Below are 20,742 nucleotides of genomic sequence, written 5' to 3' on the forward strand. Positions count from 1 at the left end.
TTCTCGCTCAAATTTATGCAGTTCTCAACTCTACCTGGTCAATAAATGAAAACCACATTAGCTTATCTTCCTCCGTTCATTTTATGTTGTCTATTCTCTTCCTATTCAGTGGTTGCTCAACAGAGTGAAACTGATGAGAAGGACGGAAGTATGAAAGAGCAAAAACATCATGAAGATCCTACGCGGATCTTAACTCGCGTTGGAGTTGGCTATGATGGACAGCTGACGTTTAATGGAACCTTAGGCTTGGATGAGACTCGTATGATAAGAGGCCAAATAAATGAAGATGCTAGTGAATGGCAATTAGGCGGTTCTTGGCTGTTTGAAAAGGGAATTTTAAATGTTTATATGAATGGCCATGAACAGAGGAATACTTACAGTATTGGTACCTTTGTTCCCTTGAATAAGCTAGGTGTCGATACGGGAAAGTGGCAAGTGTTTCCCATGGCGGGGGCCAATTTTGTCGAGGGTAAAAAGGGTAACTCAAATAGCACTGGTGCCTATGTTGGCGGTTTTGTTATCCGCCCAATCAATGAACATTGGTCTGTTTTAGCTTATAGCGGGATCTCGGCTGGCAGCAGTGATTATCTTGGTGTGTGGGGCGGTGTGGGTGCTAGCTATAAAATCACCAGCAAACAGAGCATTCGGTTGATGGCAAGCTACTCTGAAGATAGTTATCGCACCGACAACAAGGTCAGCATCTCCTATAGCTATGAATTTTAGTTCAAACATTAGGGATTAGGTTTATTAGAACCTAGAGCCTGGACCCTAGGTTCTTTGCTTTAAACTTACTTAGTAAAACGTGTTTCTAGGTAGTCAAATACTGCGCGAATACCAAAGGCTTCTCCACCGATTGGGCGGCCTGGTAATTTACGACTATTCCAACCCATCACATCGAAGTGACTCCAGCTGATATCTTCATCGACAAAGGCTTCAAGATAAAGCGCTGCAGTTATGGCACCACCTTGAGGAACACGGCCACAGTTGGCTAAATCGGCAATATCACTGCAGGTTAGCTCAAAGTAAGGCTTGTGCAGCGGCATGCGCCAGATAGGATCTTGTACATTTAGGCCTGATTGAGTCATGTCGGCGGCAACTTGGTCATCATTACTGAAGAAACCTGGCAGCTCGGTACCCAGAGCGATACGCATAGCACCGGTTAAGGTAGCGAAATCTATCATCAACTCAGGCTTGTCATTGTTGGCTTCGGCTAACGCATCACACAGTACCAGGCGACCTTCGGCATCGGTATTATCAATCTCGACAGTGATGCCTTTACGGGTCTTAATCACATCACCAGGACGGAACGCATTTGCCGATACCGCATTCTCAACCGCTGGAACCAATACACGCAGACGGATCGGTAAGTTACTGGCCATGATTTGGTGAGCCAGACCGATAACGTGAGCGGCGCCGCCCATATCTTTCTTCATCAAGCGCATGCCTGCGCCTGGTTTTAGATCTAAGCCGCCCGAGTCAAAACACACGCCTTTACCGACTAAGGTAACCAGAGGCGCATCTTTGTCACCCCAGGTAAGATCGATTAAACGAGGCTGGTTTTCACTGGCGCGGCCTACCATATGAATGGTTGGGTAGTTCTGTTCTAGTAGTTCATCGCCGATGATTTGAGTGACGCTTGCACCAAACTCGGTGGCTAAGCTTTCCATTATCTCACCAAGATGCTGTGGCATCATATCGGCGGCTGGGGTATTGATTAAGTCACGAACGATAGAGACTGAGCGAACTAGCTTCTGGGTTTCATCAACCTGAGCTTGAGTGGGTAATACAAGTAGCGGATAGTTTTTTTCATTTTTCTTGTAACGGTCGAACTTGTAAGCACCGAGTCCCCAGCTAAATGCTGCAACTTTGATTTGCTCATCAGTGCCTTGGAGCGAGTATTGGCCTGCAGGAAGCTGATTGACTAAGTCGCCGCACACCCAGTATGAATCGGTCTCTTTGGTCACATAAATCGCTTGAGATAGCTCACCCGAGCTGTTTGGAATGATGCTCATGCCTTTGCCATCGAACTGAGTTGTCGACAACCAGTTAGTGGTTTGGACATCTTGCTCGGCTAACCAAGCTGCATATGCATCTGTGTGTAATATGGTGAGAGGGGTGCCTTTGACACCTGAGATCAATAGTTCAGTCATGTTGGAGTTATGCTCGCTGCTGCTTATATCAATTTGAAGGGAAGTTTATTCTTATTCGATTGACTAGAATAGCAGGCAATCGCCTTGTATGAAAGGCGCATGAGGGCAGAGAAAGCAGTAATAAAGGCAGTTTAAAAAGGGGAACAGGGGTAAGCGCTACTTCTCACTCTTAGCGAGTCTGCTCGAACGCTTTCTCTTCATTTCTGATAGATTATTAAATGAGCTTGGCAACACATCAACCCCTACCATTTTTCCGAGCTTGACGACTAGAGGGATGGTGATTGGCGCAAAGGGCAAAACCGCAAACACACCCAGACTCAATCCCTTTAACAGATCGGCAAATTGCTTGTTGGCTTGATTGAGCTCTTCACGGCTAGCTTGTTTTTTGGTGTAACGCTTATAGGTGACCAACATATCTTTGGTCTCCTGTTTTTCTTGGGATAAGGCGTCTTTCAAAACGAGCATGTCGCGTTTTAAACGCAACCAGAAACGCTTCCTACCGATGCGAAATACGCGCACTGGGGCTTTGTGAATATGGGCATAGATTTTCATGGCGCGGATTGTCTCATAGCCAACCCTATGGGGATAGAGGCGATAGCGCTTTTGTTGCAAGCATTTGTCACAAGTTTTCTCATTGAGTTTAATCTCGCTCTAAAAAGGCTAAGTAGCGCTTGTGTAGCGTTTGATGTAAACCGTCAAATACAGATGCTTTGTCGACAATGTATGGTTTTTTGTTTGACCATTTAACCTAATGTGGCTATATTGTCGACAATCGAATAAAAAAGAAGCTCTAATTAAAGGTATGACATTTTTTAGCGAACAGCCAGTCACAGCGGCAGATAAGACCTTTATTCAATTACGGAAAGATATTGTTGAAGGTGAGATCCCATCGGGAACCAAGCTGAGTGAAACTGAGTTGTCGACAAAGTACGCCGTTAGCCGTGCCATAATTCGTGAAGCCATTAATCGCTTAGCGTCTTGTCATATTGTCGAGCGTAAAGCCAATGTGGGTGCCCGTGTGGTGTCGCTCACTAATGAAGGTTTAGTTGAGCTTTATCAGGTACGTGAATCCTTAGAAGGAATGGCAGCTAGATTAGCGGCTAAGAATATGACCACAAGTGAGATAGATGATCTCAATCAGCTGTTAAATTCCCACTTTGATGAAGTCAAAAGTGGTGAGTCTTACTACCAAGAAGCCGGTGATGTCGACTTTCATTACCGCATCATAGTCGGCAGTAAGAATAAGCACCTTATCTCAATGCTCATCAATGGCATCTATCACTTGGTTCGCATGTACCGGGTACAGCTAGGTATGGCGGGTCCTAGGGTAACAACAGCGTTTGATGAGCATAAGCATATCGTACAAGCCATTTCTAACCGTGATGAAGAACTCGCTGAGATATTGATGCGTCGCCACATCATGTATTCGAAAAATAACGTAGAGAAAAATTTATCCCAAAGCCGTTAATCAAGACGACCTCGGGTATTTTAAAAATTAAGTAGCAATATAAGAGAGGGAATGATGAGCGCAGGCAAGAAGTTTCGTCAGGCACTAGCCGACAATCAACCGCTGCAGATAGTGGGCACCATTAACGCGTACAGCGCCATGATGGCCAAACAAATTGGACATCAGGCTATTTATCTTTCCGGTGGCGGTGTTGCTAATGCCTCATACGGCTTGCCCGATTTAGGCATGACCTCACTGAACGATGTGATTGTCGATGTGCAGCGCATTACAGCGGCTTGTGACTTACCTTTAATGGTCGATATCGATACTGGTTGGGGCGGGGCGTTCAATATTGCTAAGACCATACGAGATATGGAAAAAGCCGGCGCTGCAGCCGTGCATATGGAAGATCAGGTTGCTCAGAAGCGCTGTGGTCATCGCCCGAACAAGGAGATTGTCTCTACCGATGAGATGGTCGACCGTATTAAAGCGGCTGTCGATGCCCGCACAGATCCAGATTTCTTCATCATGGCCCGCACTGACTCTTTCGCTCAGGAAGGACTCGAAGCTGCTATTGCGCGTGCCAAGGCTTATGTGGCTGCAGGCGCTGACGGCATCTTTGCCGAAGCGGTAAAAACTGAGGAGCATTACCGTGCATTCTCCGAGGCATTAGATGTGCCTATTTTGGCTAATATCACCGAATTTGGCCAGACCGAGTTGTGGAACAAAGAGCAGCTGGGCGAGTGGGGGTGTGCCATGGTGCTTTACCCATTGTCGGCATTTCGTGCCATGAACAAGGCGGCGGAGATGGTCTATCAAACTATCCTTAGCGATGGCGATCAAAAAGCGGTCACCGATAAGATGCAGACCCGTATGGAGCTGTACGATTACCTGGGCTACCACGATTATGAGCAGAAGTTAGACGTGCTCTTTAGCGAAGGTAAGAACAAATAACCGTTCGCAAAAAAGGCGGTAAATAAAGAATATTCTAAGTTAGCAGATTTAAGCCTGGCGAGTGTTGATTGATTAACTGCTCGCCGGGAGATTATAGCGTCATAAAACCTTACAAAAAGCGTGATAAAAATAGATGACCCGTTATCAAAACTCTGTGAAGGAAAGACAGAGGCGAGGTCACAAAAAACAAATTGAGGAGAGAGCAATGGTTGATAAAAAATTAAGTGGTGCAGGTCTACGTGGTCAAAGTGCTGGCGAAACGAGTCTTTGTACAGTGGGAAAATCTGGCAGCGGCTTAACCTATTGTGGTTATGATGTATCAGATCTCGCCGATAATGCCACATTTGAAGAGGTGGCTTATCTGCTGTTTAACGGTGAACTGCCAACGCTCGATCAGTTGGCGACCTACAAGGCAGAACTTAACAGCCTACGCGATCTTCCTCAGGCGCTAAAAGAGGTGCTGCAACGCATTCCACAAGATGCTCATCCTATGGATGTGATGCGCACAGGTTGCTCATTTTTAGGTAACTTAGAGCCAGAGAATGATTTTTCTGAGCAAAACCGTGCAGCTAACCGTCTACTCGCCGCATTCCCTGCCATCATGTGTTACTGGTACAAGTTTAGCCATGAAGGTGTCGAGATAGATTGCGTCACCGATGAAGACTCAATCGGCGGGCATTTCTTGCATCTTCTCAATGGCAAAGCTCCCTCTGAGCAACATCGCCGCGTGATGGATGTGTCACTCATTCTGTATGCCGAGCATGAGTTTAACGCCTCGACCTTTACCGCTCGAGTATGTGCATCAACATTATCAGACATGTTCTCTTGTGTTACCGGCGCTATCGGTACTTTGCGCGGTCCGCTACATGGCGGCGCCAATGAAGCGGCAATGGACATGATCCAGACTTTTAGTTCACCTAAAGATGCCAAGGTGCAGATGGCGGGCATGCTCGAGCGTAAAGAGAAGATCATGGGCTTTGGTCATGCTATTTATCGCACCTCAGATCCACGTAACGTGATCATCAAAGCCTGGTCTGAGAAGCTGGCTCATGAGCATGGTGATACCAGTCTTTACGACATATCAGTCGCCTGTGAAGAGTTTATGTGGGACAGCAAGAAACTCTTCTGTAATGCGGATTTCTTCCATGCCTCGGCTTATCACTTCATGGGTATTCCAACTAAGTTGTTTACCCCAATTTTTGTCTGTTCACGCCTAACAGGCTGGGCGGCGCACGTGATGGAGCAGCGTACCAATAATCGCATCATTCGTCCGAGCGCCGATTACACCGGTAGTGAGCCACGTAAAGTGACGCCAATCGAAGCAAGATAAGTGCTCAGGTGCTAGGTCCGAGTTCCTAGAACCTAGGAACTCGGACCTAGTTGTTAGCTTTCAAATAAGTGAAACGCATATGAATACCCAATATCGTAAACCTCTACCTGGCAGCTCCCTCGATTTTTTTGATACACAAGCGGCTGTCGATGCTATCTCTCCCGGTGCTTATAGCAAACTGCCTTATTGCTCTCGTGTTTACGCCGAGAATCTGGTTCGTCGCTGCGAGCCTGCTAAGTTGACAGACTCGCTCAAACAGATCATCGAGCGCAAGCAAGATTTGGACTTTCCCTGGTATCCGGCCCGCGTGGTGTGCCACGATATTCTTGGTCAGACGGCGTTAGTCGACTTGGCTGGTCTGCGTGATGCCATTGCCGCTAAGGGCGGCGACCCATCTAAAGTCAATCCTGTGGTGCCGACTCAGCTGATTGTTGACCATTCTTTAGCGGTGGAACACGCCGGATTTGAGAAAGATGCTTTCGAGAAGAACCGCGCCATCGAAGACAGACGCAACGATGACAGGTTCCATTTCATCAACTGGACTAAAACGGCATTTAAAAACATAGATGTCATTCAGCCCGGTAACGGCATCATGCACCAGATCAACCTGGAAAAGATGTCTCCCGTTATTCAGTCCCGCGATGGGGTGGCTTTTCCCGATACCTTGGTTGGCACCGACAGTCATACGCCACATGTAGATGCCCTTGGGGTTATCGCCATAGGTGTGGGCGGTCTTGAAGCTGAAAGTGTGATGCTTGGACGTCCTTCTTACATGCGTGTTCCCGACATTGTCGGCGTCGAGCTGGTGGGTAAACGTCAGAGTGGGATCACCGCGACGGATATCGTCTTGGCGATCACTGAGTTTTTGCGTGGTGAGAAAGTGGTATCGACCTATTTAGAGTTCTATGGCGAAGGCGCCAGGGCTCTGACATTGGGCGATCGCGCCACGATTTCGAACATGACACCCGAATTTGGCGCCACTGCCGCCATGTTCTATATCGACGAGATGACCATAGATTATCTTAAGCTGACAGGCCGGGATGATAGCCAGGTAAAACTGGTTGAAAACTATGCCAAGCAAGCTGGCTTGTGGGCCGATACGCTAAAAGATGCAGAGTATGAGCGAGTACTGCATTTTGACTTGTCATCGGTTGGCCGTAACATCGCCGGACCTTCTAACCCCCATCGCCGAGTGTCGACAAGTGAGCTTGCCAAGAAGGGGATCAGTGGTCATTTCGATATGAGTCGAGATGCCGATGGCAAAGACTTGATGCCTGATGGCGCCTGTATCATCGCCGCCATTACCAGTTGTACTAACACGTCAAACCCCCGCAATGTCATTGCTGCAGGCCTTATCGCCCGTAATGCTAATGCCAAGGGCTTGACCCGTAAGCCTTGGGTGAAAACCTCACTGGCACCTGGTTCCAAAGCCGTGCAGTTGTATCTTGAAGATGCCAAGTTGTTGTCAGAATTGGAGCAACTTGGCTTCGGTATTGTCGGTTTTGCCTGTACCACCTGTAACGGCATGAGCGGCGCGTTAGATCCAGTGATTCAACAAGAAGTGATCGACAGAGACTTGTACACCACGGCGGTACTTTCGGGTAATCGTAATTTCGATGGTCGTATCCATCCCTATGCCAAACAAGCCTTCTTAGCATCACCTCCTCTGGTTGTCGCCTACGCGATTGCCGGTACGATTCGCTTCGATATCGAAAAAGATGTGCTCGGCAAAGATAGCCAGGGCAATGATGTGACCTTGAAAGATATCTGGCCCAGTGACGAAGAGATAGACGCGGTTATTGCTCAAAGTGTTAAACCTGAGCAGTTTCGTAAGGTCTATGAGCCTATGTTCGATATTAAAGTCGAGTATGGCAGTGATAACGACCCGCTATATGATTGGCGTCCACAGAGTACTTATATCCGCAGGCCTCCTTATTGGGAAGGCGCCCTCGCGGGCGAGCGTACCATGAAGGGCATGCGTCCTCTGGCTGTGCTTGGTGACAACATCACTACTGACCACCTGTCTCCCTCGAACGCCATCATGCTCGAAAGTGCGGCTGGAGCTTATCTGGATAAGATGGGGTTGCCGGAAGTTGATTTTAACTCCTATGCGACCCACAGGGGCGATCATCTAACGACCCAACGTGCCACTTTTGCGAACCCTAAGCTGTTTAATGAGATGGTGACTCAGCTTGGTAAGAATGGCAAAGCTGAAGTTAAGCAAGGCTCATATACTCGTATTGAACCCGAAGGGATTGAGTCTCGCATGTGGGAAGCCATCGAGACCTATATGGGGCGTAAACAGCCTTTGATCATTATCGCCGGAGCCGATTATGGTCAAGGTTCGAGCCGTGATTGGGCCGCCAAAGGTGTACGTCTTGCTGGCGTAGAGGTGATTGTCGCCGAAGGTTTTGAGCGTATTCATCGCACTAACTTGGTGGGCATGGGGGTATTACCGGTTGAGTTTACCGGTGGCAATAACCGCCATTCCTATGGTATCGACGGCAGCGAAACCTATGATGTGATTGGTCAGCGCACGCCTGGGGCTGCATTAACGCTAATCATCACTCGTAAGAATGGTGAGCAAGTTGAAGTGCCTGTTAAGTGTCGTCTCGATACGGCTGAAGAAGTATCAATCTATGAGGCTGGTGGGATTCTACAGCGTTTCGCCCAGGACTTTTTAGAGTCAAATGTGAATTAGCATAACGACTTATAAGCGGGTTTAATAAAGCTCAGGTAAAACATAAAGTAGATAACCATTTGTATTTTATCTGAGTTTAAATTGTTTATTTAAAAGGCTTAACTAAAAAGCTTTCCTAAAAAGGTAGTTTTGTAATGACACCAGAATTGACTAACTCTTCTGAGCTTAAATCCTCTGGGCACAAGCCTCATAAGCATCAGATAAAAGTGCCTGCCACCTATATGCGCGGCGGCACCAGTAAGGGCGTGTTCTTCTCGCTAACTGATTTGCCACTGGCTGCGCAAGTAGAAGGGGCGGCCCGTGATGCACTCTTGCTGAGAGTTATCGGTAGCCCAGACCCTTATGGCAAGCAAACCGATGGTATGGGCGGCGCAACCTCAAGCACCAGCAAGACGGTCATATTGTCGAAAAGCACTCAGGCCGATCACGATGTGGATTACCTCTTTGGCCAAGTGGCGATTGATAAGGCCTTCGTCGATTGGAGTGGCAACTGCGGAAACTTGTCCGCCGCTGTCGGCGCTTTCGCGATTCATGCAGGTCTTGTCGATGCCAGCCGCATTCCGGAAAACGGTATAGCCGTGATACGGGTTTGGCAGGCAAATATCAGTAAGACCATTATCGCCCATGTGCCTATCACCAACGGTGAAGTGCAGGAAACTGGTGATTTTGAACTCGATGGCGTGACTTTCCCAGCAGCAGAAATAGGTGTCGATTTTATCGACCCTGCAGATAAACCCAAGGAAGGGGAGCCTGGCATGTTCCCCACAGGTAACTTGGTCGATGAGATAAGTTTACCTGCTGGTGTTTTTAATAACAGCCTTGAGCTTGATAACGGCCCTGAGCCTAGAAACAGCCTTGAGCCAAAAAAAATAGCTGCCACCATGATCAATGCTGGCATTCCGACTATCTTCGTTAACGCCGAGGATATCGGCTATCGCGGTGATGAGTTGCAGGAAGCAATAAACGGTGATGCCAAGGTGCTTGAGATGTTTGAGTCACTGCGGGCTATAGGCGCTGTGCAGATGGGCTTAATCAGTCATGTTGATGAAGCTGCATCTCGTCAACATACCCCAAAAATCGCCTTTGTCTCGCCAGCTAGCAGTTACACCTCATCCAGTGGCAAGCAGGTTGGGACTAGTGATATAGATCTTAATGTGCGCGCCCTGTCCATGGGTAAGCTGCATCACGCCATGATGGGCACTGCAGCTGTAGCCATAGGCACGGCAGCTGTCATCCCCGGCACCTTAGTAAACCTAGCTGCGAACTCTGGCACTCAAATTAAAACTGGCATTAAGACAGGCAGCCAAGCGGACTCAGTATGCTTTGGTCACCCTTCGGGAACATTGAAAGTTGGCGCAGCGGCAGAACAGGTCGATGGTCAATGGACTGTCACTAAGGTATCCATGAGCCGCAGCGCCAGGATATTGATGGAAGGCTGGGTTAGAGTACCAGATGAGAGTTAGCTTCGAATGAAACTTGATGATATTTTTGTTGTTTATCAGTCATTCCGGCAAAGCTTGTTAGCCGGAATCCAGTTTTGATGTAGGAGCGGCTTTAGCCGCGAATTTGTAAGCTTCAACAAGACCCGTATTATTGTCTAAATCGACTAATGTCGTGTTATGTTGCTAATGTCATTATCAGTTTAAAACAGGGAGTTAGAATTGAATATTAACGCGACTTTAATTGGCCAAATACTTTTCTTTATATTATTGCTGATCCCGCTGTTTGGGTTTGTCTGCTACAAGGTAGGCAAGAAGAAAACCGAAAACCCTAAGATGGTGGGGTTTGTTGGTGCAGCATTGTCACTTTTTCCGCCACTAAATTTTATTTTTCTTGCCGTGCTGGTGTTAAAAAGTGATCTACCCATAGCGTTATCTGAGTCATAAATGAACCTATTTCAAGAGTATGAAAAACAGCAGGAGTGGAGAGAGTGGGAACGCTTTATTGAGTTTATTCCGCTAACAGCTAACGACACTATTGTTGATCTTGGGTGTTCAGTCGGCGATGTCTCGCGGATGTTTTCCAGACAAGTTAAACATGTGGTTGGGGTCGATATAAATGATGAGTTTATTACCTTCTGCGATTCCAGAAAAACCACTAACGAAACCTTTGTATTGAGTGACTTCCTGAGTCTCGACTACCTTGAAATTCAGCGCTCTTTTGGTGAGGTAAACGGCATCTGGGCCAGCTACTCTTTATCTTATTTAAGCGATCCAATTAGTTATTTAACGTCATTATACTCGGTGTTAAACGAAGGAGGCTGGATTGCCTTACTCGATGTGTCCTGCTTTATCTCAGGCAATTTGGCCAAAGACAGTAAGTATTACACCAGAGTGCTGTCGTTCGAACAGGCGTCATATCGCTCTGGCCTATATGATTTTGACTTCGGCGGTAAGATGCAAGCTATGTTGCAACAGGCAGGCTTTGATATCGTTCATGTTAATGAAGATGTCTTCGACCCTGAGCTTAACTTCTCTGGCGTGGCGCTAGTCGAGGTTATCGAGGGCTGGACTGCTAGGCTTGGCAGAATGAAAAAGCTAAGGGATCTTTTAGATGAAGAGTACACCGAATTTTGTGATGAATTCCTCGCTAACCTTAGTGCTAATACTCACGATAAACGCGGCAATGTCAGGTTTGTTGTGGCTAAAAAGTAAAATAGACCTCACCATCAATCATCAATCTTGATTTAAGTTTGAGGGGCTGCAATAACTGTTATGCCAAGCTCAATGAGCTAAAACAGGCTTGAAAGTTAGGCAGGTATCTGGGTGGTCATCCTCTCGCGGAACTGAAAATATGAATCGAATTTTAATACTCGTTATCGTCACTTATGTTGGACTCGGAGTCATGCTCTACTTGATGCAGCGCAGCTTTATCTACTTTCCAACACAAGCGGTGGCACATAAGTTCGATGAGGTGACTTTTGAAAATGAGGGTGTATCGACAACAAGTATCTTATTAAATAAGGGTCAGGATAAGGCGATTATTTATTTTGGTGGTAATGCGGAAAATGTCGCTTTTACAGCCCCTGAATTTGAACAAGCCTTTGAACCAGCATTAGAACCAGAGTCGTCGCCTTATTCGATATATCTGGTCAATTATCGAGGCTATGGCGGCAATGAGGGCGCACCTAGCGAAGCGGCATTACTGTCAGATGCTTTGGCTATATATGACAATTTGATATCGACCCATGAGAGTGTATTCGTGATAGGGAGAAGCTTAGGCAGCGGTGTCGCATCTTATATCGCATCGGAGCGTCCGCTGAAGAAGTTAGTCTTGGTGACCCCATTTGACAGCATTCAGAGTATTGCCCAAAAGCAATTTCCGTTTTACCCCATGTCCATACTACTCAAAGACAAGTTCAATTCGGTAGAGCGCGCAGGGAACATCTATTCTGACACGCTAATCTTAGGGGCTGAGAATGACAAGATAGTTCGCCGGATACACACAGACAAGCTTATACAATCATTGGTTAACCGCGCTCCTAAGGTCATTTTCATCGAAGGTGCCGGCCACAATGACATTTCCCAATATTCTACATATTATCAGTCAATATCAGCATTTTTTTATTCTCATTAATGAGCTATAGCGGCTTCATTATTAAGTTTGCTGTTTAGTCACGTCTATGGAAAGGACACACATGTTATTTGAACCATCCCGTCACGAATTGCTTACCGAAAGTCTATGGGATCAAGATCGTGTTCAGTTAGAAATTACATCAATAATTGATGATGTTGAACAGTCAATTTTACCTAATGCCAGCTGGCCAACGCATCCCCTCGACGCCGAGAGTTATTCTAATTCCGGACCTAAGTGGTCTGCCTACGCAGGCGCGGCGGGATGTATTCACGGCCTGCGGATCCTGAAATGCTACGGTTATCAGGTTAATGACTTGTCTCACTTACTGGCTGAAGTTCATCGAGCCTTCCTCAAAGCCCCTGATGTGTCAGTTGAGCCAGGTTTACAACTGGGGGAGATCGGCATACTCATGCCTGCAGTCTTAGCTCAGCCAGATAATCGAGAGTTATCAGACAAGCTGTTATTGTGCATGGAAGCTACGCTAGATCTGCCCCTGTATGAGATAACATCTGGGCAGAGTGGCATGATGCACGCCGCTCTAGCGCTTTATCGTAAAACCGGCAAAGTTCGCTGGAAAGATGTATATGTCAAAGGCGCCAAATCTCTGATGGATAATTGGAGACAAGATTCAGAAACCCGAGAATGGCTTTGGGAGAGTCAGGTCTTCGGTCCTAAAAGACATTATTACGGTGCCTGTCATGGCATCACAGGTAATGCCAATATTCTCTTGCAAGGCGTTGATCTTCTTGCGAATGACTTGACTGAATTGATCGTAGAACGTACGGCTAGCACGCTAACTATCTCTGCTAAAAGAGAAGCGGAGCTAGCCAACTGGATCTTGTGCAGTAAACCTAATATCGAAAAGCTGCTGGTGCAGTGGTGTCATGGCGCGGCGGGAATTGTCACTGCTATGGCAAGAACGCCTCAAATCGATTCATTTCATGCTAAGCAAATCGACGAATTACTCGCGCAGACTGGTGAGCTGGTATGGCAAGCCGGCCCTTTGGTAAAGGGGGCTAATATCTGCCACGGCACATCGGGTAATGGTTATGCCTTTTTGTATTTATACCTAAGGTGGGGAGATCAAATTTGGCTGGATAAAGCAAGAAAGTTTGCCATGCATGCTATCGAGCAGTGTCAAGCCGCTCGCTCACAATACGGTCAGGGACGGTACACGCTATGGACAGGAGATGCGGGTCTCGCCATATATTTGTATCATTGTATGCACCCAAAGGAAGCCGCCATTCCTGGCTTAGACTTGTTTTAATCTGCTTCCCATTAATCTGTGATATGCCTGTTATAGCTCAATATTCTCTTTGAGTGACTCCATTGTTAGGGCGTAATGGCGCATATCTATCTGGTTTTTTTTGCTAACCATTGGGGATATCGTTTTAATCATGTTTTCATAGGAAAGAGATGGGCATGCTTTTTGCCATTTCAGGCCCTGCAATATCCAGCATAGCGCATCAAAAGTGGGCCTTAAGTCGCAATCATAGCCAAACTGCCTTAAAAACCTGTTTTGTCCCATAGCGACCGCGCCTCTCTCAACTTCATTCAACAAGAGTATGCAATTAAGAATATCCTCTTTACTTGATAGTAGTTCACCTTCTGAAATCGCTCTCTTCCATACGCTCTGAGCTTGTTCTTTTACTTCAATAAAAAGGACTTGTAGGTTCCCTACAAATTCAGGGCTAGCAAGGTTGTAAATGTGGGGGTTCACGCCTAGGAAGTTAATGCAGAGATCATCTTTATCTGCGGCCCAGCATTTCATCGGATCATACGCCATCGAGTATATGATTTTTTCTTGGTTAGACAGTGAGTCTGAATTGATTATTTTATTCACATTTTTTGAGACATCATTGATGTGTTGGATATACAGCGAGACGACAATATCTTCTTTACAGCTAAAGTAGTTGTATAAGGTTTTCTTTGAGCATCCAGCTCGACTTGCAATGGTTGCCATTTTAAAAGAGCACATGCCTTGCTCTTTTATGACCTCAGCAGATGCTTTTAAAATGTCACTTATAACCTTTGGCGGATTGAGTAAATAGTTATTCATACAGGGTTTCTGCTCATGGCTCTCGTTATTATAGTGTCACTTTCGCCATAACATCTCGCCCTGATTTTAAGGAGAAAACCTCATTCTGTGACATACATTAAAATATTTTAATGTATGGGAGTGTCTTGGCAATTTGCTGCTAATTTGTGAAATAGCGCCTTATAAGCGTAAACCTTTGGTTTCCTATAATGCAATATTTAGTCACGGAACATAACGCTGTACCTCGTTAACATAATCATCAGAAACTAACCTGATCATTATCGAGGAAACATGAAAACATCACTTACTACCTTGGCTGCAGCATTGTTTATGACATTCACAGCATCTGCAGCAAACGTAATTGATATTGATACTCCAGCACTGGATAACACAGTCCAAAAGGTTTACTCCGTCTACTGTCCGTTCTGTTACAAGTACGAAAAATCCGTTACCCCTAACTTAATCAAAAACCTGCCAGCAAGCGCTAAGTTCCAGGCAATCTGCCTAGAAAACAAGGGCGAGCTTGGTATTGAATCTTGTGAGGTATTAGCCGCTGCTGACACCATCAGTCATAAAAAATACAAGCAAGCCAAGATGGCGATGTATGCCGCTATTCACGATAAAAAGCTTAAAAATGTTAAAGGGTCTAAAGCTGTCAAAGGCGAACTAGCCGCCATAGGTCTGAAGGCTGCAGGGATCTCTCAAGCCGAATTTGAAAGCGCGCTTAACTCTTCTAAAGCACAAGAGAAGCTAGCCTATGACCGCACAATTGCACTCACTATCGCTAAGTTGAAAGGCATTCCGGCTATCGTTGTGGGCGGTAACAAGATGATTGACACCAGCACGATTACTTCATTAGCGAACCTTGACGAAACCATCAAGAACAACCTTTAGGATCCATCATGATAACTAAACTCAAACTCTGGTTTGCCGAACTAAAGGCAAACCCGCTTCCCACTCTGGAAGCAACTCAAGAAGGTCGCGCCGTATGGGCCGTTATGGCCACCGCATGTGTGTTCTTACTGGGCTCAGCAATGGGGTTCTTCCAGGTTTTTCTAGAGATGGACCCTTGTGAAAACTGCGTCTACATCCGCTTCAGCCAATTCTGCATTCTGATTGCTGGCGTGATAATGATCATCAACCCTAAAAATAATGTGCTGAAGATCCTCGGTCTCGCCCTAGCTTGGTACGGCATTTTTTACGGCCTAGACAAAGCAATCATCTTGGCAGGACAGCATGTATCGAGTCATGCCGCAGATGCAGGTCTGGATCTATTCCAATCGGGTCAAGGCGCTAATGCTTGCTCGCTAGAGCCAACGTTCCCTCTAGGACTACCACTTCATGAGTGGCTACCGTTCGAGTTTGCCCCATCAGGTATTTGCGGCGAAGACGATTGGTCGTTGCTTGGCTTAAACATGGCTCAATACTGCATTATCAGTTACTGCGTATTCATTGCCTGTGCACTGCCATTGACCATTGCTTTTATTACTAAAACCCTGAAAAAGGGCAAGCGATGAAATCATTTATAGCATTAGCCACTCTCGCTGCGCTAATCGTCGGCTGTACATCTGCTCCGAGATCAGTAGAGGTCATAACCTATCAAGACGGCAGCATTGTTTGCAAAACCATTACTGATGAAGCGACAGAGTATATCGATATTAAAGCCGCTTCAGAGTGCCCAATCAAAGACTTGTAGCCAAAAAACTAAGTGATAAACCAGGAAGATTAAGATGAAAAAGACAGCGCTAATTGTGGGCTTGGTAGGTGCGATTGTAGTGCCTACTGCGAGTGCCAGTATGCTCGCCATTGAGGCGGGCGTAATGGATTGGAGTGATAGCACAGAGGCCTATTTTGGTGAGGGGAAAAGTGAGAATGAGTTTGTCACTATCAAGGGGGCAACAGGTAGCGCTTTTGGCGATGTATACGCCCACTTTAAGTTAGAAGACTTTACCGATTCAGACATGATGGGCTCTGAAATTAACATAGTAGGCCAAATCAATATTGGCGACAGTGATTTCAATTGGTACGGACAGGTGTTTAGTAAGCAAAAACCTGTTTGGTCAGAGACCAATACTCTGCTTGGCTTTAGCCATGACAAAACATGGGATAACGGCTGGTACACCCAAGTTGCAGTGGCTGGGCATATCGTTACCTCTGATTACAACCATTTCAGTAAGCCCAGCGGCGAAAAGTTTGACGCTAATGGCTTTAACGGTGGTTATGCCTATCTGGCGGTAAATAAGAGTTTTAGTGCATTAAGCCAGGACTTTACATTTGGTTGGTGGCAAGAGCATTACTTTGGCCGTGGTGATGACTACCTAGTGGTGTCAGGTGATGTGGAAGATCACGGCTTTAACGGTCAAGCCACTCTTCGCTGGCATGTTGCTGGCGGTTTATCGGCTGCAATTCAATACCGTTACGCGCAAAACAATCTTGGCAAAGAGGGCTGGCAAAACGCCATGTTCTATTCAATGCAATACAACTTCTAATTGAAATTTTTTAAAGAAATCGAAACAATTATATTCTGGAGTTTTAGATGAAAAAGACAATTTTAGCGACATCATTGGCCATTGGCCTCATTGGTTTAAGTGGCGCCGCAGTTGCAAGTGGTGATTGGGCAGATAAGTACCTAACAACCGTAAAGACTCAAGGTGAGATCGGTATTGTTAAAGTTAACCCGTACGACTTTGCACCACTCACGGCGATTATTGACCTCAATGGTTTTGAAATTTCTAATGTAGAAGTTCGTGTAGAGCCAAAAGCTGGTGGTGTTCCTATTGAGTATCCTGTAGACGATGTTGCGGTGACGACTCACAACGGCATCCCGGTATTTGGTCTATATGCAGACTATCAAAATACGGTAAGCGTTAAGTACGTTAAGAACGGTCAAAAAATCTCAGAGTCATACAAAATAAATACCGGACCATTGAAAAAACTTTTGTTTGATGGTCAGACTCGAACCTTCCCTGAAGTTAAGCCGGTTAAAGTTGACCATGAATTCAAAGACAGACTTTACATGGTTAACCATTTAGGGGCTGACGATAAAACTGAGGGCTGGGACAACTATCCGATTGTATTTGTTGCCGATACAACAGGCGAAGTTCGTTGGTTTATGGATTGGGATAAGGTCTACGATCAAGATACGACTAAAGGTATCGCAATGGGCTTCCATTTAGCCGATAACGGCGAGCTTTATTGGGGACAAGATCATTACTACGCACGTTACGACATGCTAGGTCGTAAAGTGTTTAAGCGAGACATGCCGCGCGGATTCACAGGTTTCTCACATGCAATGCTAGAGATGCCAAATGGCCACTATTTATTGCGAGTGGCTAAAGAGAAGTATCTTCGTGAAGACGGTAAGCGTATTGATACCGTTCGTGACCACGTTATTGAAGTTGATCAGACCGGAAACGTCGTTCATGTATGGGACTTCAATAAAATCTTCAACAACATGCGTGACGATCTACTCGTTGGCCTAGATAGCGGCGCTGTCTGTCTAAACGTTGACGAGAGCCATGCCGGTGAAACCATGGATATCGAACCCGATGCTCCATACGGTGACCTCCCCGGTGTTGCAGCGGGCCGTAACTGGGCACACATCAACTCCATTGAGTACGATGAAAAAGATGACACTGTTATCGTCTCTATGCGTCACCAAGGTACTGCCAAGGTCGGTCGTGATGGTGATGTTAAGTGGATCCTTGCAGCCAATAAAGGCTGGGGCGATCTTAGCGATAAAGTGCTAACACCAGTCGACTCTAAAGGTAATAAGTTAGATTGTGATGAAAATGGTCGTTGTAGTGATACTGATTTTGATTTCCCTTGGACTCAGCACACATCATGGTTAACTTCTCGTGGCACCTTGGTTTCATTTGATAATGGTGATGGTCGCCACTTTGAGCAGCCAGCTATTCCTACGATGAAGTACTCTCGCGGTGTTGAGTATAAGATCAACGAAGACAAGATGACCGTTGAGCAGACCTTTGAGTATGGTAAAGAGCGTGGCTATGAGTGGTATTCAGCTATCACTTCAAACATCGAATGGCGTGAAAAGACTGAAACCTTCTTCATGTACTCTGCGGCAGCGGGCTTATTCTCCGGGGAACCAGGCAAGCATTTTATCAACGAAGTGACTGAAGATGGCAAAGTGAAAGTAGAGCTAACGATTAACTCTATGGCGAAGACTGAGCCTTCTTATCGAGCGCTGATTGTTGAACCTAAGCAGTTATTTACTAAGTAAGAGGCATCATAAATAAAAGCATAATAAAATATGGCCGCTAGGATGGTGGCCATATTTAGGCTAGCTAATTTGGGAGACTCCGAGAGTACGAGTGCCTGTATCTAAATATCCTCATGCCTTGCCATATATGTATCATCGTCTGCATCCAGAGAAAGCCGCTATTCCTAGCTTAGATTTGTTTTGAAAGCTTTGTTTTACACAAAAATAACGATATATCAAAAATGATATAGTCAAGAACATCCAGAGGACTAAAAATGAGTAGTACATTATAGCAGCTAAAAGAAATAACTTTAAAACCCAGAAGTAAAAGCGATTTACGGTTCAAAGACACTTGCAGCTAAAGATGTTGAGATCCTAGAGGTATAAACAGATGTCCTATAAACTATATTAGATAAAGATAGATGCAGCAGCTTGTAAGCAAAGATATTTATGTTGACTCTACAGAAACCATTTCTTGGATGGAAAAAGCCGCTAACTGTGTACGAAAGGAGCAATTACATAAAGACCAACTTAAAAAGTTTGGTTGAAATAAGGGGCTAGTGTTTTTCAAGATGATCTTAAGCTCATCCAAATGAATATTACTTATACAAAGTATAATTCGCCCCTAATACTAACTAAAACAATTCGTTTAAGTTACAGATAACCTAGCAATCATACGTCCATACAAGGTTTTTTAGGATCTGGTATATTACACCAATGTGGTGGTAAAACTTGTGGTGATAGCTCTTGATCTAATTCTGGTTTTGGTTCTTGTTCTACAGCGAATGAAGATGAACTTAACAGTAGTAACGATACAGAAACGCAGGATAAAAGTTTTTTCATTATGTACTCCATGTTATTAATACTCCCTTTCCGTTTAGCTAGGGAGCAATAACACTACACTATTTAAAAATTAGTTTCCTAAGCTCAGATATTTCATGAAATGAAAATAAATAAGAATTTTATATACTCGAACACTTAAAATAACAGGTGAACGTCCCCCTTATTTTAAGCTGCGCAACATATAAAGCTCAAAAGTATAACAAGATGGATACGAAATGTAACAAAGTTGAAGGGCATAAAGGATGGAGTTATGTATTTCTTGATAGTTTTAAGCGCATTGTTTCTTATCGTAGCTTCGTTGGTGCGGTCTACTGGTACGCAGGCATTACCAAGATCAAAAAAGTAAATAACAATACGCCAACTTTAACCTTAAATTTGGATTGAAAATACGTTTTTACCTCCTAGTTTCAATCATCCTGGAGCAACACATCTGCTTTTAACTGCTTAAGATTGATTATCGCGTTAATGAAGCTCGAAACTACTCAGATATAGGCAATAAATCCATCACATCATAGTTATATCAATCTTGCTCAAATAACTTCCCCATATTTTTATTTTTTGCCCGTAGTAAAAGATAAAAGCAAATAACGGGGGCTGTCCTCATAAAGGACACTACTCTCAGCTCCGCTATGTCAGAAAATGAAATTACCAGCACCTAGGGGCTGCTACGCTTTAAGAGTTTTCGAACAAAATGACTTCGCTACTGCATCGGAGATCTGTGCTGTCCTAGAATGAACTTCTTATCTCCACGTCCCTTGACGTTTCCATAGTAAACCCTAAGATAAAACTTTGCGTTCTTAGCGCTCAATACACTCCCTTTCAAGAGGGTATGCTTTCTAATTCTTTATGCGCAAAAAATCTGTTACCCGTCTTGGTTACATTTAGAGTGCCGCTATAGCACTGCTCTTGCCGTTAATCTAAAAGGAAAAGTAATGTTAATCGTAAGAGAAGCCTGCGAGAAAGATATCGATACTGTTTATGATTTGATAATCGCAATAGCGAGGCATCATGATCAGGAGCAATATGTTGTCACTGATAAAAGTGAGCTGCTCAAATCTGGCTTTAGTGAAAACCCACAGTTTGGTGTGTTGCTTGCTGAAGTTGACGGTGAAGTGGCTGGTTATGCCTCCTATACCTGGAACTACTCTATCTGGCTGGGAATTTCATACATGAATATCGATGATGTGTTTGTATGGGAGGGCTTTAGAGGCCAAAAGGTCGGTGAAGCCTTGATGCAAAAGGCGAGAAGTGTTAGCCAACTTAAAGGTGTTACTCGAATGAAGTGGGAAGTAGAGCAAGATAACCTGCAGGCGATTAAGTTTTATGAGCGTCTAGGGGCGACAGTCGATATCAAAGGTGTATGTCGCTGGTCAGCGAGTTGAGTCGATATTGATAAATACCTCTTTAATAAACCGCAATCGCCTCCTTGTTTACACTCTGTTAACTCACGCATACAGCAGAGTGTTTTTTAATATTTAGCC

The 20,742-nt window shown here is 45.2% G+C and carries 20 protein-coding genes; 16 read left to right on the forward strand and 4 right to left on the reverse strand.

The window, feature by feature from the left end:
- Positions 1-45: 45 nt before the first annotated feature.
- Entirely contained in the window at positions 46-723 is a 678-nt protein-coding gene (locus tag FM038_RS06945) for a hypothetical protein (protein WP_195873221.1), read from the forward strand.
- A 65-nt stretch (positions 724-788) separates the two neighbouring features.
- On the opposite strand, the gene FM038_RS06950 is transcribed toward FM038_RS06945, so the two are convergent.
- On the reverse strand, positions 789-2,150 hold the full coding sequence (locus tag FM038_RS06950) for a leucyl aminopeptidase family protein (RefSeq protein WP_142872574.1): 1,362 nt from the start codon (positions 2,148-2,150) through the stop codon (positions 789-791).
- 156 nt (positions 2,151-2,306) lie between these two features.
- The gene (locus FM038_RS06955; protein ID WP_142872965.1) at positions 2,307-2,702 is read right to left on the reverse strand and encodes an LETM1 domain-containing protein; all 396 of its coding nucleotides are present in this window, start codon (positions 2,700-2,702) and stop codon (positions 2,307-2,309) included.
- A 250-nt stretch (positions 2,703-2,952) separates the two neighbouring features.
- Here FM038_RS06955 and FM038_RS06960 point away from each other — a divergent pair, with 250 nt between their 5' ends.
- The 9 genes from FM038_RS06960 to FM038_RS07000 all read left to right on the forward strand — a co-directional run bounded on the left by FM038_RS06960 (position 2,953) and on the right by FM038_RS07000 (position 13,425).
- On the forward strand, positions 2,953-3,618 hold the full coding sequence (locus FM038_RS06960) for a GntR family transcriptional regulator (protein WP_142872575.1): 666 nt from the start codon (positions 2,953-2,955) through the stop codon (positions 3,616-3,618).
- A 54-nt stretch (positions 3,619-3,672) separates the two neighbouring features.
- Positions 3,673-4,551: a methylisocitrate lyase gene (prpB, locus tag FM038_RS06965; protein WP_142872966.1), complete on the forward strand. Its 879-nt coding sequence runs from the start codon at positions 3,673-3,675 to the stop codon at positions 4,549-4,551.
- Between the two features lie 205 nt (positions 4,552-4,756).
- A complete protein-coding gene (prpC, locus tag FM038_RS06970) occupies positions 4,757-5,881 on the forward strand; it encodes a bifunctional 2-methylcitrate synthase/citrate synthase (RefSeq protein WP_142872576.1) in 1,125 nt (374 codons plus the stop codon).
- Positions 5,882-5,960: 79 nt separating this feature from the next.
- Entirely contained in the window at positions 5,961-8,582 is a 2,622-nt protein-coding gene (gene acnD, locus FM038_RS06975; protein WP_142872577.1) for a Fe/S-dependent 2-methylisocitrate dehydratase AcnD, read from the forward strand.
- Between the two features lie 134 nt (positions 8,583-8,716).
- A complete protein-coding gene (locus FM038_RS06980) occupies positions 8,717-10,045 on the forward strand; it encodes a PrpF domain-containing protein (RefSeq protein ID WP_142872578.1) in 1,329 nt (442 codons plus the stop codon).
- 198 nt (positions 10,046-10,243) lie between these two features.
- Positions 10,244-10,468, forward strand: coding sequence for a hypothetical protein (locus FM038_RS06985; protein ID WP_142872579.1), 225 nt, complete (start codon positions 10,244-10,246; stop codon positions 10,466-10,468).
- Positions 10,469-11,236 (forward strand): class I SAM-dependent methyltransferase, encoded by a 768-nt coding sequence (locus FM038_RS06990; RefSeq protein WP_142872580.1) that lies wholly within the window; start codon positions 10,469-10,471, stop codon positions 11,234-11,236.
- Between the two features lie 139 nt (positions 11,237-11,375).
- A complete protein-coding gene (locus FM038_RS06995; protein WP_223293014.1) occupies positions 11,376-12,158 on the forward strand; it encodes an alpha/beta hydrolase in 783 nt (260 codons plus the stop codon).
- A 61-nt stretch (positions 12,159-12,219) separates the two neighbouring features.
- A complete protein-coding gene (locus FM038_RS07000; protein WP_185965773.1) occupies positions 12,220-13,425 on the forward strand; it encodes a lanthionine synthetase C family protein in 1,206 nt (401 codons plus the stop codon).
- Between the two features lie 30 nt (positions 13,426-13,455).
- On the opposite strand, the gene FM038_RS07005 is transcribed toward FM038_RS07000, so the two are convergent.
- Positions 13,456-14,217, reverse strand: a complete 762-nt coding sequence (locus tag FM038_RS07005; protein WP_142872582.1) for a TetR/AcrR family transcriptional regulator — start codon at positions 14,215-14,217, stop codon at positions 13,456-13,458.
- Between the two features lie 270 nt (positions 14,218-14,487).
- Between FM038_RS07005 and FM038_RS07010 the strand changes: the two genes are divergently transcribed.
- The 5 genes from FM038_RS07010 to FM038_RS07030 are packed head-to-tail and all read left to right on the forward strand — an operon-like array spanning position 14,488 to position 18,439.
- On the forward strand, positions 14,488-15,090 hold the full coding sequence (locus FM038_RS07010; RefSeq protein ID WP_142872583.1) for a thioredoxin domain-containing protein: 603 nt from the start codon (positions 14,488-14,490) through the stop codon (positions 15,088-15,090).
- A gap of 8 nt (positions 15,091-15,098) precedes the next feature.
- Positions 15,099-15,713: a disulfide bond formation protein B gene (locus tag FM038_RS07015; protein ID WP_142872584.1), complete on the forward strand. Its 615-nt coding sequence runs from the start codon at positions 15,099-15,101 to the stop codon at positions 15,711-15,713.
- Positions 15,710-15,892, forward strand: a complete 183-nt coding sequence (locus FM038_RS07020; RefSeq protein WP_142872585.1) for a hypothetical protein — start codon at positions 15,710-15,712, stop codon at positions 15,890-15,892. Before FM038_RS07015 ends, FM038_RS07020 begins: the two co-directional genes overlap by 4 nt.
- A 34-nt stretch (positions 15,893-15,926) precedes the next feature.
- Positions 15,927-16,685 (forward strand): nucleoside-specific channel-forming Tsx family protein, encoded by a 759-nt coding sequence (locus FM038_RS07025; RefSeq protein WP_142872586.1) that lies wholly within the window; start codon positions 15,927-15,929, stop codon positions 16,683-16,685.
- A gap of 47 nt (positions 16,686-16,732) precedes the next feature.
- The gene (locus FM038_RS07030; protein WP_142872587.1) at positions 16,733-18,439 is read left to right on the forward strand and encodes an aryl-sulfate sulfotransferase; all 1,707 of its coding nucleotides are present in this window, start codon (positions 16,733-16,735) and stop codon (positions 18,437-18,439) included.
- A 651-nt stretch (positions 18,440-19,090) separates the two neighbouring features.
- Here the strand turns inward: FM038_RS07030 and FM038_RS07035 are convergent.
- On the reverse strand, positions 19,091-19,261 hold the full coding sequence (locus FM038_RS07035) for a hypothetical protein (protein ID WP_185965774.1): 171 nt from the start codon (positions 19,259-19,261) through the stop codon (positions 19,091-19,093).
- A gap of 932 nt (positions 19,262-20,193) precedes the next feature.
- On the opposite strand from FM038_RS07035, the gene FM038_RS07040 reads away from it, so the two are divergent.
- Positions 20,194-20,643, forward strand: a complete 450-nt coding sequence (locus FM038_RS07040) for a GNAT family N-acetyltransferase (RefSeq protein ID WP_142872588.1) — start codon at positions 20,194-20,196, stop codon at positions 20,641-20,643.
- Positions 20,644-20,742 lie beyond the last annotated feature (99 nt).

The organism is Shewanella eurypsychrophilus (assembly GCF_007004545.3).
In the GTDB taxonomy this organism is placed as follows: Bacteria; Pseudomonadota; Gammaproteobacteria; order Enterobacterales; family Shewanellaceae; genus Shewanella; species Shewanella eurypsychrophilus.

Excerpts from the sequence above, each read along its gene's own strand:
- FM038_RS07020 (WP_142872585.1), top strand. The coding sequence starts at position 15,710 with ATGAAATCATTTATAGCATTAGCCACTCTCGCTGCGCTAATCGTCGGC.
- FM038_RS07000 (WP_185965773.1), top strand. The coding sequence starts at position 12,220 with ATGTTATTTGAACCATCCCGTCACGAATTGCTTACCGAAAGTCTATGG.
- acnD (WP_142872577.1), top strand. The coding sequence starts at position 5,961 with ATGAATACCCAATATCGTAAACCTCTACCTGGCAGCTCCCTCGATTTT.
- FM038_RS07035 (WP_185965774.1), bottom strand. The coding sequence starts at position 19,261 with ATGAAAAAACTTTTATCCTGCGTTTCTGTATCGTTACTACTGTTAAGT.
- FM038_RS06995 (WP_223293014.1), top strand. The coding sequence starts at position 11,376 with ATGAATCGAATTTTAATACTCGTTATCGTCACTTATGTTGGACTCGGA.
- FM038_RS07025 (WP_142872586.1), top strand. The coding sequence starts at position 15,927 with ATGAAAAAGACAGCGCTAATTGTGGGCTTGGTAGGTGCGATTGTAGTG.
- FM038_RS06990 (WP_142872580.1), top strand. The coding sequence starts at position 10,469 with ATGAACCTATTTCAAGAGTATGAAAAACAGCAGGAGTGGAGAGAGTGG.
- FM038_RS06980 (WP_142872578.1), top strand. The coding sequence starts at position 8,717 with ATGACACCAGAATTGACTAACTCTTCTGAGCTTAAATCCTCTGGGCAC.
- FM038_RS06960 (WP_142872575.1), top strand. The coding sequence starts at position 2,953 with ATGACATTTTTTAGCGAACAGCCAGTCACAGCGGCAGATAAGACCTTT.
- FM038_RS07005 (WP_142872582.1), bottom strand. The coding sequence starts at position 14,217 with ATGAATAACTATTTACTCAATCCGCCAAAGGTTATAAGTGACATTTTA.
- FM038_RS07040 (WP_142872588.1), top strand. The coding sequence starts at position 20,194 with ATGTTAATCGTAAGAGAAGCCTGCGAGAAAGATATCGATACTGTTTAT.
- FM038_RS07030 (WP_142872587.1), top strand. The coding sequence starts at position 16,733 with ATGAAAAAGACAATTTTAGCGACATCATTGGCCATTGGCCTCATTGGT.
- FM038_RS06945 (WP_195873221.1), top strand. The coding sequence starts at position 46 with ATGAAAACCACATTAGCTTATCTTCCTCCGTTCATTTTATGTTGTCTA.
- prpC (WP_142872576.1), top strand. The coding sequence starts at position 4,757 with ATGGTTGATAAAAAATTAAGTGGTGCAGGTCTACGTGGTCAAAGTGCT.
- FM038_RS07015 (WP_142872584.1), top strand. The coding sequence starts at position 15,099 with ATGATAACTAAACTCAAACTCTGGTTTGCCGAACTAAAGGCAAACCCG.
- prpB (WP_142872966.1), top strand. The coding sequence starts at position 3,673 with ATGAGCGCAGGCAAGAAGTTTCGTCAGGCACTAGCCGACAATCAACCG.
- FM038_RS07010 (WP_142872583.1), top strand. The coding sequence starts at position 14,488 with ATGAAAACATCACTTACTACCTTGGCTGCAGCATTGTTTATGACATTC.
- FM038_RS06955 (WP_142872965.1), bottom strand. The coding sequence starts at position 2,702 with ATGAAAATCTATGCCCATATTCACAAAGCCCCAGTGCGCGTATTTCGC.
- FM038_RS06950 (WP_142872574.1), bottom strand. The coding sequence starts at position 2,150 with ATGACTGAACTATTGATCTCAGGTGTCAAAGGCACCCCTCTCACCATA.